Below are 20092 nucleotides of genomic sequence, written 5' to 3' on the forward strand. Positions count from 1 at the left end.
GGTGCAAATACAGGCGAACGCCCTGGGCTTTGAAAATCTCTAAACACGGAAAATCCCTCTTTATTATTTGGCAAAGCATTCACGGTCCCCAAACGAAGAATACTCCTCATCATCAACCTCTGATAAGACAAGGCGATTCAGCAAAACTATCAGGAAATACTTATGACGCAATTCAATCTTGACCACGCCCGCAAGATCATTTCATCAGCCCAGACGAAAGGCGTAGAGCTGGGACTCAAGCCTTTAACCGTCGCTGTTCTGGATGCAGGTGGACATCTCGTTGCTCTCGAACGTCAAGATGGCTCTTCCATTCTCCGCCCACAAATTGCAATGGGCAAAGCTTTTGGCGCGGTCGCTGTTGGGGCAGGGTCCCGCTGGCTCAATGAAAATGCACAGACTCGCCCACACTTCATCCAAGCGCTGAATGGTGTTGCAGGTGGTGGCATCGTTCCGGTTCCAGGCGGAGTTCTGGTCCGCAATGCAACCGGGGATATTCTGGGTGCAGTTGGTATCACAGGCGACAGCTCCGAGAATGATGAAGCCGCAGCAATTGCTGGTATTGAAGCTGCTGGTTTCAAGCCAGACGCAGGATAATCGAAAAAACTACGGTAACTGCTGGAGTGAAGCTATTTCAGCAGTTATCGTGGAGGCCTTACTTCATTTCTGTATTTTAGGCCGCGCTCAATGATTATTCGTTTTGTTATTTTTGATATGGACAATGTCCTTTACGATTACGACCACCCCAAACGCCTCACTGCTCTTGCCAAAATGACAGGCCGGCCGGCAGGTGACATCGACAGGATTGTGTTCGCTGGTCCCGAAGAAGATGCTGCCGAAAAGGGTACACCCAACACTCCCGAAGAATATCTGGCCCAATACCAGCGTTTGTTGGAGCATCCTATTTCACGTGAAACGTGGGTCGATATCCGCCGGGATATGATGACTGAATGGCCAGACATGCTGGCACACGTGGAAGCAATCAAACAGGACCATGAGGTCGCGCTGCTCACTAACAACGGCATGATGTTGAAGGATGCTCTGTACGAGGTCGCTCCAGCGCTAGAGCCAATATTCGGGGATCGTGGTCATGCATCTGCTGAATTCGGCACACGCAAGCCAGATCCAAACATCTACCTCATTCTCTGTAAAAGATATGGTTTCAAGCCAGAAGAGACCCTCTTTATCGATGACCGACTTGATAATGTGGAGGGCGCACGCGAAGCGGGTTTAACGGCTTATCAATTCACATCCGAACCTGCTTTTGCCAGCTATGTCCGCACATTAGGGCTATTAAATTAAGCGACTGCAATAAATTGTAGGCGCAGCGCTAACAGACCATTCAGCAACTTGTTAGAGAGCTCAACACCTAAGCTCTTTATCTCCTTAATCTCTTCATCTCACCAAAGAAAAGATGGAGTGTCAGCTGTATCTGCGCCTTATCATCAGTTCAGCAATCCTCACAGCTTTCATGGCGTTAGCTGTCATTCCTCCTGTTGCCATAGCAGGGCATTCAGTGGATTGGCCACGCGGATGGTTTGCGATAACGCTTGTTTATATTGCACAAATCGGCATTGGGCTTTGGCTGGCCCGCGTAAACCCAAGATTGCTAAAAGAACGAACCACCTTCCCCAAAAAAGTTGATGAGCAAGACATTTGGGCAACCGTATTTTTGGTTATCTGCGTCTTTCTCTATTTTGCTGGGACGGCGCTGGATGCAAAAGCATGGCACATGACACCACATACAGGAGCATTCACGTCCGTACTCCGCGGTTTGTTTCTCTTCTTATGCGGTGTTGCTCTTGTTGTCTGGACCATCAGCGTAAACCCTTTTGCCACACCAACCGTTCAGGTGCAGGAAGACCAACATCAATACGTTGTCGATACCGGGCCATATGCCTTCATCAGGCATCCCATGTATCTTGGCTTGATGATGTGCTTCGCAGGGCTGTCGCTCATCCTCGGCTCCAACCTCTTCGCAATTCTGGCAATCCCATTGGTGCTCTTAGGGTTTTGGCCGCGCATGGTAGAGGAAGAGCAAACCCTCTCCACCAAGTTACCCGGTTACAAAGGCTACCGGAAACAGGTCCGCCACCGCATCTTTCCCTGGATCTACTAGAGCATGTTGCGTTAATCGGGTTCCCATGCTGCTGCCTTGAAGAAGTTGTAGCATCCTCCTCGTTAAAGAGATCGCAGACGTGGCCTACCGCCTGCCGCAGCTCACTGAGTGTGCGTCAGCTCTACGGATCAATTCATTAGTTTTGCAAGGGCCATCTCAATGGGATTCAAATCCAGGCTATGAGGTGGGAGGGGAAAACACGGCCCGGTAGCCTTCATTGTCACCGCTGGGGTAGGGCTCTTGTGTGATGACAGGTTATCGAAAAATGGGATCTGAAACAAAAGCACGAAGATTTTCTAGGTGACTTGAGGACGTCGCCATTTGGGGACGATTGGGAACCTATTGCGCGTACGTGAAGCTCGTATGACGTGGTTTCAAACATGATACTGGATGATGCGGCCTTCGCCGATTTGGCGGGGGGCGCGGGCGGTTGCGATGTAGCTGTTGATGCCGTCTTCTGGTTCTACCCGGCGATGGGTTCTCAGGTGGGCAGCGTTTTCTTTGACGGCAATGAGGTGCGCGACGAAGGCTGAGTTGCTGCGGAAGATGACGATTTTGCGCTGCGGATCCAGGTGCAGGTTTGCAGAGCTAGGTTGTGTAGTTGTCTGAATGTCATCTTGAGTAGCGAGTTGTTTGCCGGGCGCGCCATAGTTGTCTTTGTTTGAGACAGGGGCTTCTCTGTGATCGCGATTGTTGGCCCGGCGCGGATCAACACTATCGCGGTTGCGATTGTTGGCGCCTACATTGGTGTTTATCGTTTTTCCAGTGCGGGTGACACGCATAACTTTACTCCCCCGACTGTCTCAAAATGAGACGATTGCCAGTTTCCTGACATTCAAGTCGCAAGGCGCGTGCCAAACATTAAGTATTTATTAGGATTTTAAATATTTCGATATAGATATGAAATATTTAGTGATGGGAATGCTAGTTATTTCAATAGGTTACAGTTTGTCGATCTGATCTTCCGGGCCAGTGACAAGGAGGGTGACGCCATCCTCTGTGAAGGTGCGTTCTATGACTTCCAGCTGTAGCAGAATGATCTGGCGTTCCAGTTCGGCACTGCTGGAGAAGCTAGCCGAGACACTGCGGGTTTTTAGGCGTAGCCATGGCACAAGGTCTGCTTCTCGAATTACGAGATTAGCAGCGCCTGAATAAGCACGAGCTAGGCCGCCAGTACCGAGTTTTGTTCCGCCAAAGTAACGCACGATGATAACGCCGACATCCACTAGATTGGCGCCAATGAGTGTTTTGAGCGTTGGCATACCGGATGTGCCAGACGGTTCGCCATCATCTTTGCCGCCTTCATCTATGCGCCCCTCGGGAAGCATACGTCTGAAAGCGGTGACGTGGTGGTTTGCCTTTTTGTGTTCATCGCGAAGGTCTGCCAGTGTCGACGCGAAATCAACATGGGGCACCAGAAAGGCTAGAAAGCGGGATTTCTTTTCCTCTAGTGAGGCGAAGTATTCGCGTTCGACGGTGAACAAGGGCATGGGGTCATGCTCCCATTGGCTCAGTGGATTTGAAATGTTTGGACAGCTTGAGCGTCTGGCCCTGATAGTTGGAGCCGATCCCTTCGCCATAGAGCGTATCTGGAACTTCTTCCATGTGCTCATAAACAAGACGACCAACGGTCTGGCCGTGTTCAACGATGAACGGCACGTTGTGAGAGCGCACTTCCAGTACTGCTCGAGAGCCTGCTCCGCCTACGCTGGAATGACCAAAACCGGGATCAAAGAAGCCTGCGTAGTGCACGCGGAACTCACCAACCAAAGGGTCAAACGGAACCATTTCTGCTGCATATTGCGGAGGAACGTGAATAGCTTCCTGAGAGACAAGGATATAGAACTCGTTTGGATCTAAAATGAGCGTTGCATCACCGCGATTGTGGAGTGGTTCCCAGAAATCAGCAGGGTCGTGTGCGTCTTTGCGGTCAACGTCAATCATACCTGTGTGGCGCTTGGCGCGGTAACCGATGAGGCTGCCTTTCAGATCGATAGAAACCTGAACGCCGTTGTTGATGGCGTCTTCATCCATGCCGCCGGAGACCAGCGTGTGCTCCTCATGTATGGCTTTGAGGTCTTTGTCATTGATGATGACTTCACCATCGCGGAACCGGATTTGCGAAAGGCGAGAGCCTTCGCGCACCAACACTGGGAAGGTTTTTGGGGAGATTTCGGCATAAAGTGGCCCAGTATACCCAGCTTCTACACGGTCAAAGGCGCGGCCTTGATCGGTGATGACGCGGGTGAACACGTCAATCCGGCCCGTGGAGCTTTTTGGGTTTGCTGTTGCGGATAATTCGGCAGGAAGAGCTAGGGATTCCTGAAGGCGGACGATATAAACGCAGTTGGTTTCCAGCACAGCGCTCTTAGAAAGATCGATCTCGTGCAGGATAATTTTTTCCAGCTTATCTTCCAGCTTGGAATTTGGGCCGGGTAGGAAAGAAGCGCGTACACGCCATGCTTTTGCGCCTAAACGCAGGTCAAGGCTGGCAGGCTGGATCTGATCTTCATCAGGCGCATTGTCAGCGCGAATTACGCCTTGCGCAAACATGGCTTTAATCGCTTTTGCCGGAAGAATGCCCGTCATTGTTGGTCTTGTCCCACTCATACTCAGTTCGTCTTGCTACTGATTAACGTAAGTTTGATCGAACGCCAAGCCTGCAACCTATGCTGATTGATTGACCCTACTGTATTTTCGAGATAAAAATGCTGCATATTCCGTGGTGTTTTGGTCGACCGGCTTGCAGCCACGTAAAACAACTAGCTAAAGGGTCGGGTTCTTGTATAGACCTCGGCTCGCGCCGGGGTATTTTATTGAAGGGGCACACTGTAAGCCTCTTCTGGCAGGAATGAGCGATGACAGACGCAAAGAACTGGAAGCCTGCAACACGGCTTGTTCATGGGGGCACTACACGCTCCAGCTTTGGTGAAACATCCGAAGCTCTTTTCCTTACGCAAGGGTATGTTTACGACAGCTCAGAGGCTGCGGAAGCGCGCTTTTTGGGCGATAATCCGGGGTACATCTATTCCCGGTATGCAAACCCGACTGTAGGGATGTTTGAAGAGCGAATGTGCCTTCTTGAAGGGGCGGAAGCTGCACGCGGTACTGCTTCTGGTATGGCGGCTGTTAATTCTGCGATCATGGCCTGCGTCAAGGCTGGCGACCATGTGATTGCGCCGAAAGCGCTGTTCGGTTCCTGTCGATACATCATCGAAAAATTGCTGCCACGCTATGGTGTGGAATCCACGCTGATTGACGGTACTGATATTGAACAATGGAAAGCAGCTATTCGTCCAAACACGAGAGCGGCCTTCGTTGAAAGCCCGACCAACCCGACGCTTGAAGTGATCGATATTGCTGCTGTGGCAGATATTATTCACGAAGCTGGTGGACGCCTTATAGTAGACAACGTGTTTGCGACGCCAATCTGGCAGAGCCCACTGGCTTTGGGTGCGGATGTGGTGATCTATTCTGCGACTAAGCACATTGATGGGCAGGGACGTTGTCTGGGTGGTGTCGTGCTTTCTGACGAAAAGTGGATTGTGGAAGAGTTCCATGACCCGTTCAAGCACACAGGCCCGGCTATGAGCCCGTTTAATGCATGGGTTCTGCTCAAGGGTTTGGAAACGCTTTCTCTGCGTGTTGAACGTCAAACTTCAACAGCTGGCAAACTTGCAAATTTCCTTGCAGATCATTCTGCAGTGTCCCGTTTGGTTTATCCGGGCCGTGATGATCATCCGCAGGCTGATATTGTGAAGAAGCAGATGCAGGGTGGGTCTACTATGCTGGCGTTTGATCTTGCGGGCGGCAAAGAGGCTGCGTTCAAGTTCTCCAATGCGCTGGATATTGTTAGCCTTTCCAACAACCTTGGAGATGCGAAGAGTCTGATTACGCATCCGGCAACCACCACGCACCAGAGCGTGGCCGAAGATGCTCGCGTTGAGCTTGGCATCACAGACAAGACACTGCGTCTGTCTATCGGCCTGGAAGATCCTGAAGATCTGCTGGAAGACGTTTCACGAGCGCTGGATAGCTTAAAAGCTTAAAGCTGCCTGCTTGCATAATATGTGTTTAGGAAGGGCGCCTTGTATGGTGCCCTTTTTGTTGGGTGGCTTATTAGCCTGCGCCAACAGCCAGATCGCGGCGTGCGCCTGAGATGGTTACGATAAACCCGGCGATAACATCCAAAAACGTGATGGTCAGCAGAAGGAAGAAGAGCGGCGTCGCAGCTTCCTGCACCGATAGAAATTCGATGATGTAAGCAACAAGGATGATGAGGGATAAACTGTGATCGACCAGAGAGATTGCAGAGGTTCGTGTCGCTTTGATGATCTCAACAAATAGCAGCACCAATGATGCGCCAAGCAGGATTGTTGCTACATCCAGTGGAACGACCAGGCCGGATGGAAGAGGGATGCTGTAGATGACAGCAGCCCAAGGGGTGACATTGTATCCTTGATCCAAAACAGGTTCCAGCCCATCAAACCAGCGAAAGGCTACAGCATTGTAAACCAGAAGCGGAAAGAGCGTGAGCGGAATGGCCATCATTTTAGATTTGCCTCAGTTGCTAAGAAAATAAGGTTAAAAGATCAATGACGCTAAGTTAACATAGGTCAACCAGTAATTGCGATGCTTAGTTTTCTAGGCCTGAGGAGTGCAGTATTTGCAAATTTTCACATCCCGCAAGGAGGGTTGCACGCTCAAGTTCTGATGTGATGCGTTTAATGCGGCCTTTGCCCAACTGAATGCCCGGTTCTGGCCAAAAGCCTTTCACGACTAGTGCGTTGCTTGCTTTTTCGCGTTTCATATCAATACGCCCGATTAATTTGTCCCCTTCCATAACTGGGAAGACGTAATAGCCATATTGTCGCTTGGCTTCAGGCACGAAAATCTCGATGCGATAATTGAAATCAAACAGAAATTCAGCGCGTTTACGGTCGCGCAGGGCAGGATCAAACGGACTGAGCACGCGAACCCGCTGGATTGGATCGTCTAAAGCGGAGAGCTCATCTTCGATATGAGGGCGAGCAAAACAGAGTTTTGGTTTGGTGCCCTTGGCTGCTTCAATCTCAACCTTGATGATCTCATCACGCTTAAATGCCTGCTCACACCAACTCCGCGCATCTGCAAGGCTGATTTTATCCCAATAGGCTGCAATTTCATTAGGTGTTGCGAAGCCCAAGCGATCCAGTGCTGAATTGCAAGCCCAATCGATGGTTTCTTCTGGTGCTAGTTTCGTATCGCGATGCGGGTTGGGAATAACGCGCTCCGTGAGATCATAGAGTTTTTGGAAGTTCTGCCGATGTGAGACTGAGATTTTACCCGTCCGCCAGAGGTATTCCAGAGCGGTTTTTGATGGATTCCACTCCCACCATCCACCTTTACTGCGCTTTTCATCCTTACCTACGTCTGAGGTGCCTGCAGGGCCATTCTCTTCAATGTGCTTCAGAATATTGTTTAGCTTGGCTTGATAGTCAGGGCTGTGCCAAACTTTCCATCTGGTATGCAAGCTTTCCGAACTTTGTTTGAAGCGGTAATGCCAATGAGGGAAAAATTCCGTTGGGATTATGGACGCGTCGTGCGTCCAATGTTCAAACAAACTGCGATCATTCTCCAGCAGTTGAGCAAGATGTTTGGGGCGATAACTTTGACGGCGAGACCACAGGATCATGTGGTGCGCCCGTTCCACTGTGTTGATGCTATCCACCTGCACAAAGCCAATGCGCTTGATCAGGTTGAGGAGATCCTCGCCTTTTGAGGAACCCGTTGGTGCCTCCAAAAGGGCGTGCTTATGCAAGAATAAGCGGCGCGCAGAGCTGTTATCGAGTTTCAGGAATGTCTGCGCGTCCATAGATGCTAAACCTCAGGTGGATGTTCAAATTATGCCTAGAGGCTAGGAGAGGGGACGTCACTCCGCAAGCAATTATACCAAGAAAAGTGTGGGTTTGTTCTTTTTATGTTCTGTGCTCTAAGGTCGTGAGGGGAGAAGCTGCTTTACTTATGAACTTTGCCTCTGACGGGAATCTCCCTCGTCTGACTGCACAGGCGACCTGATGTAATTGCTATTTAGGAGAGGAGGTTTTCTGGAGTTCTTTTGGGAGAGAATTTAGCAGGTGGCACGATCTGAAGTATTTGATTTCTAAATGGTGCATTTTGTATGACTGACACAAGGGTTCAAAAAGAAGTCGCAAATTGGTTCACGGCTGAGTTTCTTCCTGTTGAATTGGGCGAGGCGTTTTTTGAAGCAAAGGGATGTTTATGCTGGGGCGGAGAATGAAAATTTTATGCACTAAATGTTTCTAGGGAAAGTAGAACCGTTGCTTCAAAAGAAGTAACGGCGGCTTAGGCAATCAAAACCCGCAGTGTTTCTACCGCGGGCTTGTTGAGAATGTCGGATAGTTCAGCTCCAACCGATGGCCATACTTGCTGTGTAAGTTGCTGATGGCTTGAGCGTAATTGCAGTATCCATTGCATCTACACGTTCAACGCAGACAAAATTAGCCTCTGCCCCTGCACCAATGTCAGCGACCTTTGCCGCGGCTTCTCCGGGATTCCAGACCATGCAGGATTTCTGGTCACCTGAGATTGAGATCTGTCCCATTGGGCTGTTGAGGAAGAGGTGCTCTGGAATGCCAGAAAAGAAACGAGTTGTGGCCCCTTCCAACTCAAGGGGGCCTTCTACATTTATCAAGCTGTCGTCGTTCATGCGGTCGATACCGTGGCAACCCTCTAAACCTTCAATGCTGACTTTGTTGGTATCGCCAATATTGAAGTAAGTATGGAATGCAAACTCTAGGCGCTGGGTGTTATTACTTTTATTCTGGAATGACAGTTTCATCGTCAGCTGTGTGCCAGCCGTGATTTCCAGTTGGCTCGCAAAGGCTACCGGCCAAACCTCGTGACTTTTTGGGCTATCGGCTAAGACCAGCACTATTTTTGTTGCGCCATCTTCGGTCTGCTTTACGCTTGCAACAGCCCAATCTACGACGCGCGCAAAACCATGCATCGGCTGGTTTTCAGCTATGCCGGGGCCAAACCATGGCAAACAAAGTGGTATACCGCCGCGGATAGGGGTACCTGCAGTAAGCTCGCTTTTGGGTGACATCCATAGCAAGTCTGGCTTGCCTTTTGGAATGAATGACATGACATGAGCACCGTTTAGAGCAATCATCGTCTTGGAGTGCGCGTTTTCGATGAGGATAGCTTCTCGAGTCTCTCCTGACTTGAGCTGGACAAAGGAGACGCCGTTAACGCTGGTGGTTTGTATGGTGGATGTGCTTGACATTATGCTGCCTATCCGTGGCCTTGTAAGGAGGACGCCGTCAACTTAACGCCCAGCTGAAGGGGTGTGAAGGTTGGTGACACACTCCTTGGTATGGCAGCGGTGGTGTAGCGCAGCAAGTATAGATGCGGGTATTAAGTAGTCGGCATTATGCACCATAACAAAACCCGCAGTGTTTCCACCGCGGGTTTGTGATTGTTAGCAAAGCTAAGAACTCTCCGGCCTTTAGGCGTTTGTGAGTTCGTTTGCTTTGATCATTTTGTTGCGCTTTGCTAGCGTCCGCAAGCGCAGGGCATTGAGGCGGATGAAGCCAGCAGCGTCTTTCTGGTCGTAGGCGCCGTGGTCATCTTCAAAGGTCACTAGCTCTTCTGAGTAGAGAGAGTAAGGAGACGCACGACCAACAACGATCACGTTGCCTTTGTAGAGCTTGAGTTTAACGGTACCTGCCACAAGTTCCTGAGACTTATCGATCATTGCCTGCAGCATCTCACGTTCTGGAGAGAACCAGAAACCGTTGTAGATGAGTTTTGCATAGCGAGGCATCAACTCGTCTTTGAGGTGCGCGGCGTCGCGGTCCAGAGTGATGGATTCCATCGTGCGGTGTGCTGTCAGGAGGATAGTTCCGCCTGGGGTCTCGTAAATACCGCGGGATTTCATGCCAACGAAGCGGTTTTCAACCAGATCGAGGCGACCAATGCCATTGTCGCGACCATAGTCGTTCAGCTTGGCAAACAGAGTTGCCGGAGACATGTGCACGCCGTTGATGGAGCATGCATCGCCTTTTTCAAAGCCAATTTCGATCTCAGTTGCTTCGTCAGGTGCATCCATCGGGCTGACGGTCCGCTGGAAGACGTATTCCGGAGCTTCCTCATTCGGATCTTCCAGGACTTTACCTTCGGAAGACGAATGCAGCATGTTTGCATCTACGGAGAACGGTGCTTCGCCGCGCTTGTCCTTTGGTACCGGAATCTGGTGCTGTTCAGCAAACTCGATCAGGTCGGTACGGGATTTTAGCGTCCAGTCGCGCCAAGGTGCGATCACCTTGATGTCTGGGTTCAGGGCGTAGCATGCCAGCTCGAAACGAACCTGATCGTTGCCTTTGCCGGTAGCCCCATGCGCAACAGCATCAGCTCCAGTTTCCTCTGCAATCTCGATGAGACGCTTGGAAATGAGCGGGCGTGCGATGGATGTGCCGAGAAGGTAAACGCCTTCGTAAACTGCGTTAGCCCGGAACATTGGGAACACGTAGTCCCGAATGAATTCCTCTCGGAGATCATCAATGTGGATTTCTCGAATGCCAAGCAGTTCAGCTTTTCGTCGGGCTGGTTCCAACTCTTCACCCTGACCTAAGTCAGCGGTAAAAGTTACAACTTCGCAGCCGTATTCGGTCTGCAACCACTTGAGAATAATCGAGGTGTCGAGCCCGCCAGAATAGGCTAGCACAACCTTTTTGATGTCGCCTTGGGCCATAGATTAATATCCAAATAGTGTGTCCTGGCGCGTATAGCGCCTACGGGGCGCAATTTACCGAGCGCAGCCAGCAACGCAAGTAGCTATTGGTCATTGAATGCGAATATTTTAAGCGTCGAAGTACTCAGTCTTTATACGTTGGTCATATTAGTCGGAGCGGGAAAATTTACACGGTGGTTTGTATTTCAGATAAGCATTTGAAATTATTGAGATATCAGTGGTTGAGTGGGTCGCTTGATGGGTTGTTGTACGAGTAAAGGGGCCGTTGAGCCTCAACAAAACTGTATGATCTCTCAATAATTTAAACGAGAGAACATAGATGTTATTGACCGAAATTGGCCGGTTTTTCTCAGGGTCTCTGCACCATCCACTGTATATACGAAGGTTTCCCTCAGGTGAGTGCGTGTATTTTTAATGGTGTCCGGTGTTTTGATTTTTGATCAAGGTTCTGGACGTTAACTGAGTCGAATCCAGTTAGTTTGATTTATGGTTCCCAGTTTTCAGGAGCTAACTCAAATCCTTCAAACAGAAAACCAGGAGCGACCGTGCAACCCACAAGTGTCCATTCGCCAAGGCTCTGAGCAGACTGCCAAGCTTGACGTGGGACGATTCCTTGCGGGCGTTCGCCCTTCATAATGTCCATGCCCAGAGTGAGGTCTGTTCGGCCTTCTGCTTCTGAACTGATGGAGAGGAGGAGAGGTGCGCCACCGTAATAGTGCCACGTCTCGATGGCATCAATTTTGTGCCAATGAGATTTCTGGCCTTTCTTCAAAAGATAGTAGATTGCAGTTGAATACCCACGTCCAACAGGACCTTCGGTATCTCGAAAAGTCTCGGCGTAATAACCCCCTTCGGGGTGCTCTATCATTTTAAGCGCAGTGATAATGTCTTCAGCTGAAGTCGTGGCGGTCAGTTGATCTGACTTCATCAGAAAATATCCTTGCGACGTCGGATTTCAGCAAAGATATCCGCTGGATCGGCGTCGACCATATTCAGGGTTTTCTGTATTTCAGCATCTCTAACGCGCAAAAATGGGTTGGTAGATAGCTCAGCTGCCATTGAAGTTGGCAGGGTTGGTCGTCCTACTTCTCTCAGAGCTTCAATGCGTTTTGTACGCTCCTGAAGAGCCTGATTGTTTGGATCGATAGTGAGTGCAAATTTGGCGTTAGCCAATGTGTACTCATGGCCGCAATAGATGGTGGTTTCTGGTGGCAAGGTGTTTGCCAGGTGGCTGAGGGATGCCCACATCATTTCGGCATCACCTTCAAACACTCGGCCACAGCCCAACGCGAAAAGCGTATCTCCGGTATGAGCTATACCTGCTTCCTGGAACCACCACGAGATATGATCCAATGTGTGACCGGGAGTGCCGATTGCCTTTACAGCGATTGGACCAACGAGGATGTCATCACCGTCTTCGACAAATTTGTTGAGGCCGGTAAGGTGCTGGCGGGCTCTTTCCGGGCCTGTCACCTTTGCGCCGGTTTTTTCGGAAAGCTCAGTAAGACCGCCGACGTGATCCCAATGATGATGGGTTATCAAAATGTCGGTGAGTTTCCAGCCAGTTTCCTTCAAGACTTCAAGGTAAGGCGCTGCTTCCGGTACATCTATTGCTACAGTGCTTCCGCTTTCAGGGTGGTGAATGAGAACGCCGAAATTATCTTTCAGACAACTAAACTGCCGTACTTCAACTTCAATCATCAGCGCGCTCCCAGACATGCAACAAAATCACAGGGGGATCATGGGTGGACACGCTGGTAAATTCAACAGCAAATTGACAAAACTCTGGGTGTGGTTGATTTATGATTGCAAATCATTTGGAAGAAGCGTTGCGTCGCAGCCTTAGGCACCCCATGATAATTAAAGGCAAGACGCGGAGAGCCAGTTGTATCTTGATGTTACTCATTTGAAAGAGTTCTACGATCTGCCGCTCGGGCGTATGCTCCGAGTGCTGGTTGGGAGCCGCGTAAAAATGCTCTGGCCGGAAATGCGTGGGCAGAGTTTGCTCGGCATTGGGTATGCTGCGCCGTATCTTCGGCCCTACTTAAAGAAGACCAATCGCGTATTTGCCGGTATGCCTGCTGCACAAGGGGTGGTGAAATGGCCTCGTGAGGTGGAAACCCCGAACAAAGCATTTCTCATGGAAGCCGGACAATTGCCGCTTCCAGATTCCTGCATTGACCGAATTTTGCTGGTGCATGCATTGGAAATGGCTGGTGAACCGGGTGCAATGTTGGAGGAAGTTTATCGGGTTTTGGCCCCCGGCGGGCGCGTTATGGTCATCGTACCGAACAGGCGCGGTGCATGGGCGCGGTCTGAGGTTTCGCCGTTTGGATACGGTCGGCCCTATTCACGACCGCAGCTGGATAACTTTCTGAACAATCACCATTTATCCGTGATCTCTCGCGAAGAGGCGCTGTTTGTCCCACCGACAAACTCAAAACTGGTGTTGAAGAATGCACGCAGTTTTGAGCGTCTTGGGGCTGTTGCCTGGTCTGCTTTTGCAGGGGTGCTTGTGACCGAAGCTGAGAAGCAGATTTACCGTGGCATTCCACAGCGTGCAAGCAAGGTGGCGCGTGTTTTACGTCCGGTTTTTTTGCCTGATGGAAAACCGGCTGGTGCTCAGGTGCGTACTAACCACGAATAATGCAGAGGGCTCTGCCCAAAAATGTACCTGAGGTTGCCCCAATAACTGACGCGAATGCAATCAGGAATACCGGATTCGTGTAAAGATCTGGGTTCACTGCATTTATCGCTTTACTCGCATAATTTATTACGAATTGGGTCATGAGAATGCAAAGAGTAAACCATTCGCCTGCAAGTGTGACCTGATCTCCATCTCGCGCCAACACCCAGCGTTTTTGCAAATGATAAGCTGCTCCAGCTAAGAGCGCGTATACCAAAAAGAATGCGGACCAGCTGAGAGACGGGTTTGGTAGGGTAATGATGCCGTTGATGGTTATGAGGCCTAAAAAGGGCAGGAAATAGGCGGTTTTAACTGAGGTTTGCCGTTGTTTTGAAGATTTTATGCCCAAAAAAATCAACAGGGCAAGCAAGGGCCATACCCACAAAGGGGCACCGGTAATGAGTTGTAGCATCTAAGGTTCCTAAAAATATATGTGTCGATAAATTAACTATTTGCGTTCCAGAAGGAATACGGCCTGATCGCCGATCAGGTTCCAAACCCACCATGGGGCTTTGAAACTGATACGTTGGCCTCTGGCGTCCAAAGCTTCTGCCTGAATGACTTTGGCGTCGACTTCTTTTGACAGTTCAACAAAGTCCCGAATGGTGCAGAAATGGATGTTTGGCGTGTCGTACCATTGGTAAGGTAGGTAATCTGTCACGGGCATTCTACCCTTGAACAGAAGCTGCATGCGGTTACGCCAGTGACCGAAGTTGGGGAAGGAAACCACAACTCGTTTGCCGATACGCAGCAACTGCTCCAGAACTTGCTTAGGGTCCATTGTGGCTTGCAGCGTATGGCTCAGGATGGCGTAGTCGAACGCATCATCCGGGTAAGCTTCAAGGTCTGTATCTGCATCACCTTGAACCACTGAGAGTCCGCGGGAAACGGCTTCGTTTACGCCCTGCTGAGCAGTGTCAAATCCACGCCCATCAACGCCTCGTGTTTCTATGAGGAGTTCCAGCAGTTTCCCAGTCCCGCAGCCAATATCAAGCACGCGAGCGCCCGGTGTTACAAAATCGCAGAGAATTCGATGATCGCCGCGTACATTTTTCAAATCAGACTTCGTCATAATAGGTCTACCTGTATTGAATGAACTTCATTGTTTCATGCGGGCGATGGTTATTCGCCATTGCCGGGGGCGGGGATGCCCCGTGCTTTTGCAGCTCCTGTTAGGAAGCCACGCATGGTTTTGAACAATTCAGGTTCATCAAGCAGGAATGCATCATGACCGCGTGAGCTTTCGATCTCAACAAATGAGACGTTTGCTGCTGCAGCGTTGAGTGCGCGGACAACATCTTTGCTTTCCGAAGTTGGGAAGAGCCAGTCGGTTGTAAAAGACATGACGCAGAAGCGCGTTGGAGTATGCAAAAAGGCATTGGCGAGCTTGCCGCCATGTGCTGCTGCAAGGTCGAAATAGTCCATCGCTCGGGTGACGTACAAATAAGAATTCGCATCAAAGCGATCTACGAATGTCATACCCTGATGGCGCAGGTAACTCTCGATCTGGAAGTCTGCATCAAAACCAAAGGTGATGGCTGAGCGATCTTGCAGATTACGTCCGAACTTGCTGTGCAGCGAAGCGTCCGACATATAAGTGATGTGTGCTGCCATCCGTGCAACAGAAAGGCCCTTGGTTGGGCGCTTGCCTTCCTTGGCATATTGGCCGTGGCACCAGTCAGGATCTGCCATGACTGCTTGCCGGCCAACTTCATGGAAAGCAATGTTCTGGCTGGAGTGCCTTGCTCCGGATGCGATTGGAACGGCGGCGAATACCTTTTCCGGATAGGCTGCGGCCCATTGCAGAACCTGCATGCCGCCCATGGACCCGCCAACCACTGCGAACAGTGTTTCAATGCCCAGAGCTTCAACCAGTTTGGCCTGCGAGCGAACCATGTCGCCGATTGTAACGACGGGTAGGTCAAGGCCGTAGGTCTCGCCAGTCTTTGGGTTGGCTGAGGCTGGGCCTGTTGTTCCAAGGCATCCGCCGAGGACGTTGGCACAGATGACAAAATATTTGTCAGTATCAACAGGTCTACCGGGACCAATCATCATAGACCACCAACCGGGCTTGCCAGTTACCGGGTTTTCTGAGGCCACATACTGATCGCCGGTTAGAGCGTGGCACGCCAAAATAGCGTTGGTTTTGTCTTCATTGAGCTCGCCGTAAGTCTCATAGGCAATCTGCCATGGGGCAAGTTCTGTACCTTCATCGAGGCGTAAAGGGTTTTCTGGTCCAAATCGCATGAGCTTGCTGGCAGGCGTATCCATCTGCTCCATTGCAACACTGGTTTGTGTTGAGGGCGAGGTAATCGGAGTCTTCTCCGGTGTAGCGCTGGCAGTCTCAGTCATGTTTTCTTCCGAGTGCTCGTTGAAGCGAATTGGGCGTTCCTCTAAGGGATTGCAAGTGCGTTTTTGCTATGTGCCTATTGGCAGTGTGTCAATGTTTTCTTTTGCTTTCATCCTCGGAGTTTTCTATGAATTCGCTAAGGGACTGTTCAATATTTTGAGTGAGTTAGTACAATGTCTGGGTCTGCATCTGCGGTGGGTGGAAAAAAGAGTTTGTCTCAAGTCCGAGATAAGCTGGATGAAGTTGATGATAAGTTGCACGCCTTGTTGATGGAACGAGCGGACTTGATTGAGCATATTGTTGCGGCAAAAGCTGAACAAGGTTCTATGCATGCTGTTTTTCGTCCCTCTCGTGAAGCAGAAATTATGCGGCGATTGGTTGAGAACCATAAGGGAGTTCTCCCTGTTCTGTCACTTGAGCACATCTGGCGGGAGGTAATATCTTCCCTCACGAATACCCAGACAACTTATCGTGTGCACCTTGACGGCAGCGCTGATCGAGTCGCGATGAGTGAGTTGGCACGGTTCTATTTTGGGTTTGCAATTGATTTTCTGCGTGAAATTGACCCCTCTGCCGTTCTTTCTGAAGTTGATAATTCACAGAGTGATCTTGGAATAGTCGCTTTAGAAGAGCGTGCTGACACGCCTTGGTGGCGTGGGCTGGGTGAAAGGGAAGATGGTTCCAAAGGGCCTTCTATTATTTCACGGCTTCCGTTTTTGGTAATGCAGGAGCGGCCTGCTGATTTGCCAGTGTTGGTTATTGCTGCGCAGACAGTGGAGACTGAAAAGCCGGATATTTGCATCTATGATGTGCGTTGGACGGGCACTATGCCGAACTCATTGATGCATAAAGGTATCGAAGTGTTGAGTTTTTATCGCAGCTTTGAAGGCGTAGATGCGCTATTGGCTGTACCCGGCGACATTTCTGAAAATGAGCTGACTGGAATTTTTGGTGAGGCTGAAGCCATGCCAGATAAACTTAGGTCAGTTGGTGGATACCCTGCACCGCTTGACCTAGATGATGAATTTGATAGTGAAGTAGACGCAAATATTTAAGCTATGCGGTTTTTGAATGAAGGAATGATTTGATGGAAGAGCAGGTAGTACGCCCTGTCCCTCGTGCTGGTGTGTTGGCAATTGACCCTTATGTGCCCGGTAAAACGAAGGCAAATGGCGGACATAAACTGCACAAACTCTCTTCTAACGAGTCTCCTATGGGGGCAAGCCCTAAAGCGTTGGATGCATATCGTTCACTGACCGAGCTTCAATTCTACCCGGATGGCAGCGCCTATGAGCTTCGCGAAGCGATTGGTGAGGTTTACGGACTGAACCCTGAGCGGGTTCTTTGTGGTTGTGGTTCTGATGAAGTTCTGAGCCTTCTCGCCTATGCTTATTTGAGTGAAGGCGATGAAGCGATTTACACAACGCATGGCTTCCTCGTTTACAAAATTGCTATCCTTGCTGCAGGTGCAAAACCTGTTATCGCGCCAGAAAAAGACCTGACAACGGACGTAGATGCGATTTTGGAGCGTGTGACCGAGAAGACCAAAATGGTTTTCATCGCGAACCCGAATAATCCAACTGGTACATATATTCCGTTTGATGAAGTGAAGCGTTTGCACGCTGGCCTGCCAAAGTCCTGTATTTTGGTATTGGACGCAGCCTATGCTGAATACGTGCGCCGCACTGACTATCAGGCGGGCATTGAGCAGGTTAATGATTTTGAGAATGTTGTGATGACACGCACCTTCTCAAAAGCTTATGGCTTGCCAGCCTTGCGTCTGGGTTGGGCATATGGCCCTGAGCATATTATTGATGCACTGAATCGTATTCGCGGCCCGTTCAATATGAATTCAGCAGCAATTGCTGCCGGGGCTGCAGCGGTTCGTGATCAGGCTTTCATTGAGCAGGCTATTAGCCACAATGATAAGTGGTTACCGTGGGTAGTTGGTGAACTTGTTAAACTTGGCCTTGACGTTACGCCAAGTGTAGGCAATTTCATACTGATCCATTTTCCTGAAGAGCAGGGAAAGCGCGCAGCTGATGCGGATGCTTATCTTCTTGAGAGAGGATGTGTCCTGCGGCAGGTGAAAGCTTATGGATTTGACAATGCATTGCGCATGTCAATCGGTAGTGAGGAAGCTAACAAAGATGTTGTTGCTGCTCTCACTGAATTTCTGAAGTAGTCCTAATAGAAGGTTTTCATGTCTGAACCCTTGTTTAGCCGGGTCGCACTGATTGGTATCGGTTTGATCGGCTCTTCTCTTTCGCATGTCATTCGCCGTGAAAAACTGGCGCATGAAATAGTTGTATCCACACGCTCAGAGGTAACTTTGAAGCGTGCGGAAGAGTTGAAACTTGGGGACCGATATTATCTGGACGCAGCAGAAGCGGTAAAAGGTGCAGACCTCGTAATTGTGTGTGTGCCTGTTGGGGCATGCGGCGCCGTTGCTAGGGCAATTGGCCCACACCTTGCCAAAGGTGCCATTGTTACCGACGTAGGCTCAGTGAAAGCAGCAGTCGTTGCTGCGATGAAGCCGCATATGCCGGGAGGTGTCCATTTCATCGCAGGGCACCCGATTGCTGGTACGGAGTATTCTGGGCCAGATGCCGGCTTTTCGTCTCTTTTTGAGAATCGTTGGTGCATTATTACACCAGATGACGAGACCGATCAGGTTGCCATTGATCGCCTGACAGCGTTTTGGGAAGGGTGTGGTTCTCACGTGGATACTATGGATGCTGAGCATCATGATTTGGTGTTGGCTGTTGTATCTCACCTTCCGCACATCATCGCTTACAACATTGTTGGCACCGCTGATGACCTAGAAACGGTGACCAAGTCGGAAGTCATCAAATACTCAGCTTCCGGTTTCCGCGATTTTACGCGTTTGGCTGCATCGGACCCGACCATGTGGCGGGATGTGTGCCTGAACAACAAAGAAGCCATTCTGGAGATGCTGTCACGGTTCTCTGAGGATCTTTCAGCCTTGCAGCGTGCGATACGCTGGGGGGATGGTGACGCGCTGTTCAAGATGTTTACCCGCACAAAGGATATTCGTCAGCAACTTGTCGCAGCTGGTCAGGAATCTGCAGCTCCGAACTTTGGTCGTGAGAACGAAAAGGGCGAACCTGCCGAATAGGCTGATTTTGGCAATACGCGAGATGAATTGGACCCGGGTGAGATGTGAAAATCTACTCGGGTTTTTTGCTGTGCCGATGTCCCGCAATCAATCCAGGGAGATTGCCTGTGTTTTGAAGTGGTGACTGAGACAACTCAATTTTTCGCAATGCTTATTGGCATTGGTTTACTGAGGTTTGAAGCGATGCTTTGTAGGTTGTCGTTGGCTGCATATCCTATGAGTGACTAACGGTCTCTCAGGAGTATCCCAGCAATGAAATTTAATGGATATGCTGCAGTAATTGCAGCAGGTTTTGCCGCTGCAAGTTTTGCCGCTTTAGCATCTAAAGAAGAGAAAGTTCCGGCAGGTCCTGCTGCCATGGCCATTATGAAAGATGTGAATGGCAAGCAAGTTGGCAAAGTTGTTCTGGTTGAGAGCCCAAGTCAGGTTCTGCATATTACTGCTGAGTTTGATGGCTTGCCTCCCGGCGTTCATGGGTTCCACGTCCATGAACAGGGGCTTTGCGAGCCTGATTTTGGCGCTGCAGGTGGTCATTTTGCACCTGATGGACATGAACATGGGATTGAAGTCCCTGATGGGCCGCATGCCGGAGATATGCCGAACCTGCATGTCCCTGAAAATGGCAAGCTTACGGTTGAGTATTTTACTGAGACTTTGGACCTTGCCCCTGATGACAGTGAGAGTGTGATTGGTGGACCGGGTCGTGCTTTCATCGTGCATGATAGCCCTGATGATTATCACAGCCAGCCTACCGGAGATGCTGGTGGGCGTATCGCTTGTGGCGTGATTGTGCCTCTGACCCAAAATGCTGATGGCTTCCTGAGTTATCCGGAAGGTGCGCAAACCCCTGTAAAGTGATTGTTTGGGATAGGATGTTTGGCACTTTCGTACCTGAGGTGAAAGAAGAACCACGGAAGTATGGAATTGGCAAAAACTGGGAGACCAACAGCTTGTTGGTCGTCGCGTTTCATGAATAGCTGGCGAAACTGATGGATGTCAGAGGTGCGCGGCCCTTGCAGGAGCTCATTGGATTTACGTAGTGAACT

General features: G+C 50.1%; 21 protein-coding genes and 1 riboswitch. Of the genes, 9 read left to right on the top strand and 12 right to left on the bottom strand.

The genetic code is table 11. The annotated features are described in order from the left end of the window. Positions 1-162: 162 nt before the first annotated feature. The 3 genes from BLS62_RS19930 (at position 163) to BLS62_RS19940 (ending at position 2116) form a co-directional block, all read left to right on the top strand. Positions 163-594 carry a GlcG/HbpS family heme-binding protein gene (locus BLS62_RS19930; protein WP_093184568.1) on the top strand — a complete coding sequence of 144 codons (432 nt, stop codon included), beginning with the start codon at positions 163-165 and terminating at the stop codon, positions 592-594. Between the two features lie 90 nt (positions 595-684). Further along, positions 685-1299, top strand: coding sequence for an HAD family hydrolase (locus BLS62_RS19935; protein ID WP_093184572.1), 615 nt, complete (start codon positions 685-687; stop codon positions 1297-1299). Between the two features lie 112 nt (positions 1300-1411). Further along, complete coding sequence (locus BLS62_RS19940; protein WP_208990978.1) at positions 1412-2116, top strand: methyltransferase family protein; 705 nt, start codon at positions 1412-1414, stop codon at positions 2114-2116. Between the two features lie 374 nt (positions 2117-2490). On the opposite strand, the gene BLS62_RS19945 is transcribed toward BLS62_RS19940, so the two are convergent. The 3 genes from BLS62_RS19945 to BLS62_RS19955 form a co-directional block, all read right to left on the bottom strand. After that, a complete protein-coding gene (locus BLS62_RS19945) occupies positions 2491-2898 on the bottom strand; it encodes a hypothetical protein (protein WP_093184576.1) in 408 nt (135 codons plus the stop codon). A 159-nt stretch (positions 2899-3057) separates the two neighbouring features. Further along, a complete protein-coding gene (locus BLS62_RS19950; protein ID WP_093184581.1) occupies positions 3058-3606 on the bottom strand; it encodes a YigZ family protein in 549 nt (182 codons plus the stop codon). A 4-nt stretch (positions 3607-3610) separates the two neighbouring features. Next, positions 3611-4726 carry a 2'-deoxycytidine 5'-triphosphate deaminase gene (locus tag BLS62_RS19955; protein ID WP_208990979.1) on the bottom strand — a complete coding sequence of 372 codons (1116 nt, stop codon included), beginning with the start codon at positions 4724-4726 and terminating at the stop codon, positions 3611-3613. Between the two features lie 102 nt (positions 4727-4828). Continuing rightward, positions 4829-4906: riboswitch (SAM riboswitch) on the top strand. 68 nt (positions 4907-4974) lie between these two features. On the opposite strand from BLS62_RS19955, the gene BLS62_RS19960 reads away from it, so the two are divergent. Further along, on the top strand, positions 4975-6165 hold the full coding sequence (locus tag BLS62_RS19960; protein WP_093184590.1) for an O-succinylhomoserine sulfhydrylase: 1191 nt from the start codon (positions 4975-4977) through the stop codon (positions 6163-6165). Between the two features lie 70 nt (positions 6166-6235). Here the strand turns inward: BLS62_RS19960 and BLS62_RS19965 are convergent, their stop codons facing one another. The 6 genes from BLS62_RS19965 to gloB all read right to left on the bottom strand — a co-directional run bounded on the left by BLS62_RS19965 (position 6236) and on the right by gloB (position 12572). Continuing rightward, positions 6236-6667 (bottom strand): hypothetical protein, encoded by a 432-nt coding sequence (locus BLS62_RS19965; RefSeq protein WP_093184593.1) that lies wholly within the window; start codon positions 6665-6667, stop codon positions 6236-6238. 85 nt (positions 6668-6752) lie between these two features. After that, positions 6753-7970 (bottom strand): winged helix-turn-helix domain-containing protein, encoded by a 1218-nt coding sequence (locus tag BLS62_RS19970; RefSeq protein WP_093184597.1) that lies wholly within the window; start codon positions 7968-7970, stop codon positions 6753-6755. Positions 7971-8519: 549 nt separating this feature from the next. Next, positions 8520-9404: a D-hexose-6-phosphate mutarotase gene (locus BLS62_RS19980; protein WP_093184605.1), complete on the bottom strand. Its 885-nt coding sequence runs from the start codon at positions 9402-9404 to the stop codon at positions 8520-8522. A gap of 222 nt (positions 9405-9626) precedes the next feature. Further along, entirely contained in the window at positions 9627-10871 is a 1245-nt protein-coding gene (locus tag BLS62_RS19985) for an argininosuccinate synthase (protein ID WP_093184610.1), read from the bottom strand. A gap of 484 nt (positions 10872-11355) precedes the next feature. Further along, entirely contained in the window at positions 11356-11799 is a 444-nt protein-coding gene (locus BLS62_RS19990) for a cupin domain-containing protein (protein ID WP_093184613.1), read from the bottom strand. After that, positions 11799-12572: a hydroxyacylglutathione hydrolase gene (gloB, locus tag BLS62_RS19995; protein ID WP_093184618.1), complete on the bottom strand. Its 774-nt coding sequence runs from the start codon at positions 12570-12572 to the stop codon at positions 11799-11801. Before gloB ends, BLS62_RS19990 begins: the two co-directional genes overlap by 1 nt. 184 nt (positions 12573-12756) lie before the next feature. Between gloB and BLS62_RS20000 the strand changes: the two genes are divergently transcribed. Further along, positions 12757-13518, top strand: coding sequence for a class I SAM-dependent methyltransferase (locus BLS62_RS20000; RefSeq protein WP_093184624.1), 762 nt, complete (start codon positions 12757-12759; stop codon positions 13516-13518). Here the strand turns inward: BLS62_RS20000 and BLS62_RS20005 are convergent. Genes BLS62_RS20005 through BLS62_RS20015 form a run of 3 tightly spaced genes read right to left on the bottom strand, consistent with a single transcriptional unit; the run spans position 13505 to position 15837 of the window. Further along, positions 13505-13969 carry a hypothetical protein gene (locus BLS62_RS20005; RefSeq protein ID WP_093184629.1) on the bottom strand — a complete coding sequence of 155 codons (465 nt, stop codon included), beginning with the start codon at positions 13967-13969 and terminating at the stop codon, positions 13505-13507. The two genes, BLS62_RS20000 and BLS62_RS20005, sit on opposite strands and share 14 nt — an antisense overlap. Before the next feature lie 36 nt (positions 13970-14005). Beyond that, positions 14006-14629: a methionine biosynthesis protein MetW gene (gene metW / locus BLS62_RS20010; protein ID WP_093184634.1), complete on the bottom strand. Its 624-nt coding sequence runs from the start codon at positions 14627-14629 to the stop codon at positions 14006-14008. A gap of 50 nt (positions 14630-14679) precedes the next feature. Continuing rightward, positions 14680-15837, bottom strand: a complete 1158-nt coding sequence (locus BLS62_RS20015; protein WP_244283653.1) for a homoserine O-acetyltransferase MetX — start codon at positions 15835-15837, stop codon at positions 14680-14682. 243 nt (positions 15838-16080) lie between these two features. Between BLS62_RS20015 and BLS62_RS20020 the strand changes: the two genes are divergently transcribed. The 4 genes from BLS62_RS20020 to BLS62_RS20035 all read left to right on the top strand — a co-directional run bounded on the left by BLS62_RS20020 (position 16081) and on the right by BLS62_RS20035 (position 19904). Beyond that, complete coding sequence (locus BLS62_RS20020; RefSeq protein WP_093184642.1) at positions 16081-16962, top strand: chorismate mutase; 882 nt, start codon at positions 16081-16083, stop codon at positions 16960-16962. A 32-nt stretch (positions 16963-16994) separates the two neighbouring features. Continuing rightward, positions 16995-18092 carry a histidinol-phosphate transaminase gene (hisC, locus tag BLS62_RS20025; protein WP_093184646.1) on the top strand — a complete coding sequence of 366 codons (1098 nt, stop codon included), beginning with the start codon at positions 16995-16997 and terminating at the stop codon, positions 18090-18092. A gap of 18 nt (positions 18093-18110) precedes the next feature. Continuing rightward, positions 18111-19046, top strand: coding sequence for a prephenate/arogenate dehydrogenase family protein (locus tag BLS62_RS20030; RefSeq protein ID WP_093184650.1), 936 nt, complete (start codon positions 18111-18113; stop codon positions 19044-19046). Positions 19047-19298: 252 nt separating this feature from the next. Then, positions 19299-19904 carry a superoxide dismutase family protein gene (locus BLS62_RS20035; RefSeq protein ID WP_093184655.1) on the top strand — a complete coding sequence of 202 codons (606 nt, stop codon included), beginning with the start codon at positions 19299-19301 and terminating at the stop codon, positions 19902-19904. Positions 19905-20092 lie beyond the last annotated feature (188 nt).

Source organism: Pseudovibrio sp. Tun.PSC04-5.I4, assembly GCF_900104145.1.
Classification (GTDB): Bacteria; Pseudomonadota; Alphaproteobacteria; order Rhizobiales; family Stappiaceae; genus Pseudovibrio.